General features: G+C 69.0%; 9 protein-coding genes. 6 read left to right on the top strand and 3 right to left on the bottom strand.

Annotated elements, in window-relative coordinates; all coding sequences use genetic code 11:
• Window positions 1-130: 130 nt before the first annotated feature.
• Both AB0M26_RS25715 and AB0M26_RS25710 read right to left on the bottom strand, forming a co-directional pair.
• Window positions 131-1753: a cation acetate symporter gene (locus AB0M26_RS25715; RefSeq protein ID WP_365264313.1), complete on the bottom strand. Its 1623-nt coding sequence runs from the start codon at window positions 1751-1753 to the stop codon at window positions 131-133.
• Complete coding sequence (locus tag AB0M26_RS25710; RefSeq protein ID WP_365264310.1) at window positions 1750-2100, bottom strand: DUF485 domain-containing protein; 351 nt, start codon at window positions 2098-2100, stop codon at window positions 1750-1752. Before AB0M26_RS25710 ends, AB0M26_RS25715 begins: the two co-directional genes overlap by 4 nt.
• A gap of 220 nt (window positions 2101-2320) precedes the next feature.
• Here AB0M26_RS25710 and AB0M26_RS25705 point away from each other — a divergent pair, with 220 nt between their 5' ends.
• From AB0M26_RS25705 to AB0M26_RS25695, 3 genes are all read left to right on the top strand, one after another.
• Window positions 2321-2497: a hypothetical protein gene (locus AB0M26_RS25705; protein WP_365264308.1), complete on the top strand. Its 177-nt coding sequence runs from the start codon at window positions 2321-2323 to the stop codon at window positions 2495-2497.
• A 204-nt stretch (window positions 2498-2701) separates the two neighbouring features.
• Window positions 2702-4237, top strand: a complete 1536-nt coding sequence (locus AB0M26_RS25700) for a S8 family serine peptidase (RefSeq protein ID WP_365264305.1) — start codon at window positions 2702-2704, stop codon at window positions 4235-4237.
• Between the two features lie 121 nt (window positions 4238-4358).
• Window positions 4359-5909: a S8 family serine peptidase gene (locus AB0M26_RS25695; RefSeq protein WP_365264303.1), complete on the top strand. Its 1551-nt coding sequence runs from the start codon at window positions 4359-4361 to the stop codon at window positions 5907-5909.
• A gap of 174 nt (window positions 5910-6083) precedes the next feature.
• Here AB0M26_RS25695 and AB0M26_RS25690 read toward each other — a convergent pair whose 3' ends face one another.
• The gene (locus AB0M26_RS25690; protein ID WP_365264301.1) at window positions 6084-7025 is read right to left on the bottom strand and encodes a sterol desaturase family protein; all 942 of its coding nucleotides are present in this window, start codon (window positions 7023-7025) and stop codon (window positions 6084-6086) included.
• A 314-nt stretch (window positions 7026-7339) separates the two neighbouring features.
• Here AB0M26_RS25690 and AB0M26_RS25685 point away from each other — a divergent pair, with 314 nt between their 5' ends.
• The 3 genes from AB0M26_RS25685 to AB0M26_RS25675 all read left to right on the top strand — a co-directional run bounded on the left by AB0M26_RS25685 (window position 7340) and on the right by AB0M26_RS25675 (window position 9453).
• Window positions 7340-8305, top strand: coding sequence for a DEDDh family exonuclease (locus AB0M26_RS25685; RefSeq protein ID WP_365264320.1), 966 nt, complete (start codon window positions 7340-7342; stop codon window positions 8303-8305).
• A gap of 64 nt (window positions 8306-8369) precedes the next feature.
• A complete protein-coding gene (locus AB0M26_RS25680; protein WP_365264299.1) occupies window positions 8370-8603 on the top strand; it encodes a hypothetical protein in 234 nt (77 codons plus the stop codon).
• Between the two features lie 49 nt (window positions 8604-8652).
• Window positions 8653-9453: an SURF1 family protein gene (locus AB0M26_RS25675; protein WP_365264297.1), complete on the top strand. Its 801-nt coding sequence runs from the start codon at window positions 8653-8655 to the stop codon at window positions 9451-9453.
• The last annotated feature ends 126 nt before the right edge of the window (window positions 9454-9579 follow it).

The raw sequence follows: 9579 nt of genomic DNA, 5'->3' as shown, positions 1-9579 counted from the left end.
CTTCATGCTCACCCACAACGACCGCACCGTCGATGACGCCCCCGAGGTCCTACGGTCCCTGCGCGGCAGCGGACTGCGCTACGTCGGACGACGCGGCCGCACAACGGTCGGTGAACGACCCGTCAGCGCATCACGCGGCGCCCGATCCGGTCAGGGAACGGACCTCCAGCTCCGCGTACTTGCCGGTGTCCGGCTCCTCCTTGGAGACCAGGGACCCGATCCAGCCGAGCAGGAAACCCAGCGGGATGGAGATCAGTCCGGGGTTCTCCAGCGGGAACCAGTGGAAGTCCACACCGTGGAACATGGAGGTCGGCTTGCCCGAGACGACCGGCGAGAACAGCACCAGCAGGACGGACGAGGCCAGACCGCCGTAGACGGACCACAGCGCGCCCTGGGTGGTGAACCGCCTCCAGAACAGGCTGTAGAGGATGGTCGGAAGGTTGGCGGACGCGGCGACGGCGAAGGCCAGCGCCACCAGACCGGCGACATTGAGCCCCCGGGCGAAGACGCCGAGCACGATCGCGATCGCTCCGATCCCGATCGCCGCGTAACGGGCCGCGCTGACCTCTTCCTTGTCGGACGCCTTGCCCTTGCGGATGACGTTCACATAGAGGTCGTGCGCGAACGAGGACGAGGAGGCCAGGGTGAGTCCCGCGACGACGGCGAGGATCGTCGCGAAGGCCACGGCCGAAATCACCGCCAGCAGGATCGCGCCGCCCGTCGAATCCGCGCCGCCGCCGATCTCCTGGGCGAGCAGTGGTGCGGCGGTATTGCCCGCCGGGTTCGACTCGATGATCGTCTGCGGATCGATGAGCGCGGCGGCTCCGAAGCCCAGGGCCAGCGTCATCAGGTAGAAGGCCCCGATGATCCCGATCGCCCAGATGACCGACTTCCGGGCTGCCTGGGCCGTGGGCACGGTGTAGAAACGGATCAGGATGTGCGGCAGGCCGGCGGTGCCCAGCAGCAGGGCGACGCTGAGGGAGATGAAGTCGATCTTCGACATCCCGGTGGCACCGTACTTGAGGCCGGGCTCCAGGAACGCGGCCCCCTTCCCGCTGCGCTCGGCCGCCTCCCCCAGCAGCGTGGAGATGTTGAAGTTGAACTTGAGCATCACCAGGAACGTGATGAGCAGCGTGCCCGCGATGAGCAGCACCGCCTTCACCATCTGCACCCAGGTCGTGCCCTTCATGCCGCCGATCGTCACGTAGAGGATCATCACGATGCCGACGAGGACGACGATGAGGATCTTGCCCGCTTCGCTGGTGATGCCGAGCAGCAGGGAGACCAGCGCTCCGGCGCCCGCCATCTGGGCCAGCAGGTAGAAGATCGAGACGACGATGGTGGAGGTGCCCGCGGCCGTACGGACCGGGCGCTGGCGCATGCGGTACGCCAGCACGTCGCCCATGGTGAACCGGCCCGAGTTGCGCAGCGGTTCGGCGACGAGCAGCAGAGCCACCAGCCAGGCCACGAGGAAGCCGATGGAGTACAGGAATCCGTCGTAGCCGGAGATGGCGATGGCGCCGGCGATGCCGAGGAACGACGCCGCCGACATGTAGTCGCCCGAGATCGCGAGACCGTTCTGGAAGCCGCTGAACTGCCGGCCGCCGGCGTAGAAGTCCTCGGCGCCCTTGGTCTGGCGCCCGGCCCAGACCGTGATGGCGAGGGTCGCGGCGACGAACAGCGAGAAGAGTGTGATGATCAGCGGCCGGTGCTCGCTCGCGTTCGCGGCGGCCAGCTCGATGGTGGGGCTCATGACGCGTCACCCTCCAGGCGGGACTTGATGGCCTCGGCCCGCGGGTCGAGCTTGGCGGCGGCGTGACGCGCATACCACCACGCGATGAGGAATGTGGTCACGAACTGGGCGACGCCGAGGACGAAGGCGACGTTGATGTTGCCGACGACCTTCGTGCCCATGAAGCCGCCCGCATAGCTGGACAGCAGCACGTAGAGCAGATACCAGGTGATGAAGGCGACCGTGAGAGGAAAGGCGAAGGAGCGGTACGCGTGGCGCAATTCGGCGAACTCGGGACTCGCCTGCACTCCTCGGTACTGCTCCGTGCCCTGCGCTCCCTCCCTTGCTGGGCTCGACTCGGTAGACACAGGTCTCTCCTGTTGGTGCAAACGGGGACGAATGAGCGGTGTTAGGGCTGAGGCCATGGGTGAGCTAGATCACTTCCGGATTCGGCATCGTAGGCCCGGATGGCGGGATCCGACAGGGGGAGTGGTTGAATTCGACGGGATCGGTTGAGGAGAGCCGACACCCAGCGCTTTCCTGTTCGTTGACGGGGATGTGAGCGAGCCGTCGAACCCTCTGCCTCCCGTGCCCGCACGCCGGCCCTTCGGCATGGTGCGGCTGCCCTGCCCGGTGGCGTCCGTACAGGCTGCGCGGGCCGAATCGCGCATCACCGCGGGAGAATTCGGGCAGTGGTACGGCCCGCGGGTTGCGCTGCCGCCGTTGAGCATCGAGGCGCTGCGGATGCATCCGTCACGCCGCTGATGCAGAAGACCCCGAGGACGTAAATACCGGTCCTGGCCGGGCTTTTCAGTCATACGGGCTATACAGGCCACGACTGAGGGGATTCTCGGCCTTTCGCCGAAATCCATTGATCAGATCACGGTATCGGCGCTAGCTTCCGTCGTCATGTACCCGTCCATGCGCACACCCGTGCGTGGACGGTCTCACGGATGATGTGGAGAACCCATGGCTCCTCTCCGGTCCAGGCGCAGTCGCGCACTCGCGCTGCCCGTCGGCCTCGCACTCGCAGCCTCTCTCGGCTTCCTTCCCGGCCCCGCCACAGCCGCCGCACCGCAGACCGCGGACGCGCCGGCCGCCGATGAATCCGGACCCCGGCTCTCGTACGTGGTGAACACCGAAACCGGCGCCGGCACGATCGGCAAGGTGAAGAAGGCCGTCACCGAGGCAGGTGGCACCGTGGTCGCCGTGCACGACCGGATCGGGGTGATCGTCGCCCACTCGGCGAACCCCGAGTTCGCCGCAACGATGCGCGCCGTGAAGGGCGTACACTCGGCCGGTGCCACCCGCACGGCTCCGCTCAAGGCTGCCGCCACGACCGACGTCGGAAAACCGGAGAAGGTACGCGAGCCCCGCTCGGCCACCGCGCTCCGGTCCGCAAGAGCCTCCGGCAAGGAACCCCTCGAATCCCTGCAGTGGGACATCCCCGCCATCCGGGCCGACAAGGCCGCGAAGGTGAACCCGGGCAGCAGGAAGGTGACTGTCGCGGTCATCGACACCGGCGTGGACGACACCCACCCGGACCTCGCCCCGAACTTCTCCGCGAAGCAGTCCGCCAACTGCGTCGGCGGAGTCGCGGACACCAGCAAGGGCGCCTGGCGTCCGTACACCGCCGACGACTACCACGGCACGCATGTTGCGGGCGAGATCGCCGCCGCCCGCAACAATGTGGGCGTCGCGGGCGTCGCGCCGGGCGTGAAGGTCTCCTCCATCAAGGTGAGCGAGCCGGAGACCAGCCTGTTCTACGGCGAGGCCGTCGTCTGCGCGTTCATGTTCGCGGCCGACAAGGGCATCGAGATCACGAACAACAGCTACTACATAGACCCTTGGATGTTCGCCTGCAAGGACGACGCCGATCAGGGCGCCATCGTCGAAGCGGTCAGCAGGGCGGCGAAGTTCGCCGAGCGCAAGGGCGCGCTGCACATCGCGTCCGCGGGCAACTCCGGCTTCGACCTCGCCGCGAAGTCGATCCAGGACACCTCGAGCCCGAACGACACCACCCCGATCGAGCGCACCATCGACCCGTCGAAGTGCCTGGACATCCCGACCCAGTTGCCGGGTGTCGTGACGGTGTCCGCGACCGGGCCCAAGGGCCTGAAGTCGTACTACTCCAACTACGGCCTGAACCAGATCGATGTGGCCGGTCCGGGCGGGGACAAGTACCAGGTGCCCGAGGCTCCGGCCAAGGACGGGCGGATCCTCTCCACGATGCCCGGGGGCGACTACGCGTACCTCCAGGGCACGTCGATGGCCGGGCCGCATGTCGCCGGTGTCGCCGCCCTGATCAAGAGCAAGCGGCCGGACGCGAGCCCGCAGGAGATCCAGTGGCTCCTCAAGGCGCACGCGGACAACCCGGCGTGTCCGACGGAGCCGTACGACCCGGACGGCGACGGCAAGGTCAACGCCGAGTGCACGGGGACACAGCACATCAACAGCTTCTACGGTTTCGGCATCGTCGACGCGCTCGACGCGGTCAAGAAGTGACCGCGGCGTCGGCCGGCCCTCGCCGTCCTCTCTCCTGAAAGCACCTCACATTCCGTGGATTCCCTGACCTTTCACGACCTCCGAAGATGCTCGTGACTGCTTCGACCGAAGTGGAGAACCCATGACCGAGCGCTCAGCCGGACGCTCACGACGCGCCGTTGTGATACCGGCCAGCATGGTCCTGACCACCGCGCTCGCCTTCCTCCCCGGCTCGGCCAACGCCGCGCCCGCGGAGGCCGCGGGCACCACGGCTTCCGCCATGACGACGACCGCGGCGAGCGGCGAGAAGCTCAGCTATGTCGTCAACGTCCGCCCCGGGCAGGCCTCGTCCTCCGCCATGAAGAAGGCGATATCCAAGGCCGGCGGAACGATCGTGGAGACCTACGACCAGATCGGCGTCATCGTCGCCCACTCCGGCGACGCTTACTTCGCCGAGAAGATCCGCAAGGTCCGCGGGGTCGACTCGGCCGGCTCGACCCGTACGGCTCCGCTGCCCGCGCAGGGCACGACCGACACCGGCGCGCCCAAGCTGCTCACCGCCGAGCAGGCCAAGGCGGCCGCTCAGCAGGCGGACTCCGACGAGGACCCGCTGCAGCCTCTCCAATGGGACCTTCCCGCCATCAAGGCGGACAAGGCACACGAGAAGTCGCTGGGCAGCGACCGCGTCACGGTCGCCGTCATCGACACGGGCGTGGACGACACCCACCCCGACATAGCGCCCAACTTCGACCGCAAGGCGTCCGTCAACTGCGTGACGGGCAAGCCGGACACGGCCGACGGCGCCTGGCGCCCCAGCGCCCAGGAGAGCCCGCACGGCACCCATGTCGCCGGTGAGATCGCCGCCGCGAAGAACGGCGTCGGCGTCACCGGAGTCGCCCCGGGCGTCAAGGTCTCCGGCATCAAGGTGTCCACCGAGGCCGGATTCTTCTACACCGAGGCGGTCGTCTGCGGCTTCATCTGGGCCGCGGAGCACGGCGTCGAGGTGACCAACAACAGCTATTACACCGACCCGTGGTACTTCAACTGCACCGATGACCCCGACCAGAAGGCGCTGGTCGAGGCCATCACACGGGCCACGCGGTACGCGGAGCGCAAGGGTGCGGTGAACGTCGCCGCGGCGGGCAACGAGAACTACGACCTGGCCGCCGACTCCATCACCGACCCGGTGAGCCCCAACGATTCGACCCCGGTCGAGCGCGAGATCGATCCGAGCGAGTGCTTCGACATCCCGACCCAGCTTCCGGGCGTGGTGACGGTGTCCGCCACCGGCGCCAAGGGACTGAAGTCCTCGTTCTCCAACTACGGTCTGGGCGTGGTCGACATCGCCGCCCCCGGCGGCGACAGCACCGCCTACCAGCCCCCGGCCCCTCCGGCCACCAGCGGGCTCATCCTGGGCCCGCTGCCCGGAGGCGGCTACGGCTACATGGCCGGCACGTCCATGGCCTCCCCGCACGTCGCGGGTGTGGCGGCGCTCATCAAGAGCACCCACCCGACTGCATCACCGAAGGTGGTCAAGGCGCTGCTCGAGCAGCAGGCCGACGACCAGGCGTGCCAGGACCCGTACGACATCGACGGGGACGGCCAGGCGGACGCGGTCTGCGAGGGCGGCAAGAGCTACAACGGCTTCTACGGGGCCGGGATCGCGGACGCCCTGGACGCGGTGAGGAAGTAGCCGGTGCGGAGGTAGAGCGGGGCCGCAGGGGCCCCGCAAAACAGCAGTGAGGGGCGGCATTCCGGGACGCCGGGATGCCGCCCCTTCACGTCCGTTCTCCCATGGACTTCCACTGTGCGCCGAGCCGTTGTGCGACCGTGCCGTGCGCGCGCCGTGCCGTTGTGTGCCGTGCCGTTACGGTACGGCCGCTCCGCTCGCCGGGGATTCCGCGGGCTCGGTGGCAGCGGGCTCCGCGGCGGTAGCCGGACCCCGGGCGGTAGCCGGACCCTCGGCGGTAGCGGGGATCCGGGCGGGCTCCCAGCCCGGTCCTCGCAGCAGACGCCCCGCGCGTTCGCTCCACGTACGGGCCGCACGGATGTCGCGGGCGATGGCGGCGTACTCGTGCGTGGCCACCCGCAGCGGGTTGTAGGTGGAGATGTTCTTGGTGAGGCCGTAGACCGGACGCTCGGTCTCGGGGGCGAAGGAGCCGAAGAGCCGGTCCCAGACGATGAGGATCCCGCCGAAGTTGCGGTCCAGATACCCGCCTTGGGAGGCGTGGTGGACGCGGTGGTGGGACGGGGTGTTGAAGATGAACTCGATGGGACGGGGGAGTTTGCCGATGCGTTCGGTGTGGATCCAGAACTGGTACACGAGGCTGGTGGAGGAGCAGAACGCCAGCGCGGCCGGATGTACGCCGAGGGCGATCAGCGGAACGTAGAACGGCCAGACCGTCCAGGAGGTCCAGGGCTGGCGCAGCGCGGTCGAGAGATTGAACTTCCGGCTGGAGTGATGGACCACATGGCAGGCCCACAGAACCCGGATGACGTGATGCCCGCGGTGCGACCAGTAGTAGAAGAAGTCCTGGACGAGCAGCATGAGCAGGATCGTCCACCAGAGCACCGGCACACGCACGGGGGTGAGTTCATAGATCGCGGCATAGATCGCCACAATCGGGATCTTCCACAGCGCGTCGAAGAACAGGCTGCCGAGCCCCATCCCGATGCTGGTCGCCGCGTCCTTGGTCTCGTAGCCGGCAGCGTCCTCGTCGGGATGCAGGCGGTAGCTCACCACCTCCAGGGCCGTGAGCAGAATGAAGGCGGGAATCGACCACAGCACGACATCGGGCAAGTGCGGCATGGCCGCACCATAGAGCGGAGTGAGTCACTCCGCCAGAGGTCGTTACCGATCGGTATGGGACCGCGGCAGCGGGAGTTCGCGCCCCGCCCGGCGCCGGATCACGTCCCGGGACGTCCCCGCGGGAGCATACGGAGGAGCGCACGGACGAGTCAGGACCCGCCCCGGCTCCGGCCTGACGCGCCGTCATGTCGCTGCCCCGGCCCGGTGGTCGGCGTTGTCCGAGACGGCCCGTATTCTCGTGGACCATGCTCGACAACCGCATCGCCGCCGTACCGTCCATCGCGCAGCAGTCCGCGCCCCCGGTGCGGGACGCGATGCGGGATCCGGCGGCCGCGGAGGAGTGGCCCGAGGCGTATCCGCCGGGGTATGCGGTCGTCGACGTGGAGACGACCGGGCTCGCGCGCAGCGACCGCATCGTCTCCGCGGCGGTCTACCGGCTCGACGCGCGGGGCAATGTGGAGGACCACTGGTATTCGCCGGTCAATCCGCAGCGCGACCCGGGCCCGGTGTGGATCCACGGCCTGACCCGTGAGGTGCTGGAGGGCGCCCCGCTCTTCCCGGAGATCGCCGACGCCTTCGCCGACCGCCTCGACGGCCGTGTGCTCGTGGCGCACAACGCCGTCTTCGACTGGTCGATGATCGCGCGGGAGTACGCCCGCACCGACCGTGCCGTCCCCGTGCGTCAGCGGCTGTGCACCATCGCGCTCTCCAAGGAACTCGCCCTCCCCCTCCCCAACCACCGACTGGAGACGCTGGCCGCGCACTACGGCGTCGTGCAGCGGCAGGCCCACCACGCCCTCGACGACGCCAGGGTGCTGGCCGAGACGTTCCGGCCCAGCCTCCACCTGGCGGCGGGGGCCGGGGTGCGACTGCCCCTCCTCGCCTGCCAGCCGCTCACGGAGTGGTCGGATGTGCCGCCGGCGCGGGGCCGCCCGCACTCGTACCGCCCGGGCGCATGGCGTCAGAGCCGCAAGCGCCCGCCGTGCCCTTACCCCAACCCGGGCCGGTACGAGCCGGGTGGACGGCTCGTCCAGGGGATGCGGGTCGCGTTCTCCGGCGACACCTCGGTGGACCGCGAGCTGCTGGAGGACCGCGCGTTCGACGCCGGGCTGCACATCGCGAACAGCATCTCCCGGCTCACGAGCCTGCTGGTGACCAACGATCCCGGTTCGGGCACCACCAAGACCCGCAAGGCCGACGCCTTCGGCACTCCGGTGATCGACGAGGCGGCCTTCATGCAACTGCTCCAGGACGTGGCCCCGGCGCCCTCGTCCGAGTGAACGCCGCACGACGCGCCCGGTGCCCGCTCCCCCTGCGGCGGCACCGGCACGCACCCTGTGCCCCATGGCCCAATGTGAGGTTTGCGGAAACGACTACGGTATGACGTTCGAGGTGCATGCCCAGGGTGCGGTGCACGTCTTCGACTGCTTCGCCTGTGCCATCGCCAAGATGGCCCCGGTCTGCGAACGCTGCAGGACCAGCATCATCGGCCAGGGCGTCGAGGCCGACGGCCACTTCTACTGCGGTGCGCACTGCGCCCGCGAAGAAGGGAAGGTGGGCCTGGTCGACCACGTATGACGCACCCCCGCCCGCCGAGCACCCCGCGACCGAGTTGTACGGTCGTGGGGTGTACCGCTTCCTGTTGTCCCGACAGTGGGTGATTCTCACCCTCTTCGGGCTCGCCCTCATCCCCGTGATGATCGAGCTGGGCTTCTGGCAGCTTCACCGTCACGAGCACCGCGTCGCCCGGAACGAGCGGATCGCGCGGAGCCTGGACGCACCCGCCGTCGCGGTGGGCACGCTCTCCGCACCGGGGCGGCAGGTGGCACCCGCCGACGCCTGGCGCACGGTCACGGCCAAGGGCACCTACCACAGCGGGCACGAGGTCGTGGTCCGGCAGCGCACCGCTGCCGACGAGAAGAGCATCGGCTATTACGTCCTCACTCCGCTGATCATGGAGGACGGCCGGGCGGTGCTGGTCAACCGCGGCTGGATCCCGGCAGGCGGAGATCTCACCAAGTTCCCGGAGGTCCCTGCCGCGCCTTCCGGGACGGTCGAGGTCACGGGCCGTCTCATGCCGGACGAGACAACCGGGAACAGCGGCATCAAGGACAAGCAGGGCCTGCCGCCGCGCCAGATCATGATGATCAACAGCCGTGAGCTCACCGGATCCGTGGGCAAGCCGGTGCTCGGTGGCTACGTCCAGCTCACCGGCACGTCGCCGAAGGTCTCCGGGAAGCAGCCGGAGCCCGTACCCGCCCCGGACCACAGCGGCATCGGGCCGCACATGGCGTACGCGATCCAGTGGTGGCTTTTCGCTGCCGGGGTCCCGGTGGGCTGGGTTGTGCTGGTCCGCCGCGAGCTCAGGGACCGCCTCGCGGCGGCGCAGCGGCCGGAGCAGGAGCAGGTCACCGCAGTCCCGGCCTGAGGCCTCAGGCCGGGGGGTCGGGGGAAGGGGCAGGCGCGTGGGCTGGGCCGGGGCGCGGGGCGCGGGCTGGCACGGGGGCGCCCAACTGCCGGGCGGCAGCGGTTGTCCACAGGCCTCGCGTGATCG

Source organism: Streptomyces sp. NPDC051776 (assembly GCF_040681345.1).
Taxonomy (GTDB): Bacteria; Actinomycetota; Actinomycetes; order Streptomycetales; family Streptomycetaceae; genus Streptomyces.
Note: the sequence above shows the minus strand (reverse complement) of the source record. Positions and strands in the feature narration are given on the sequence as shown.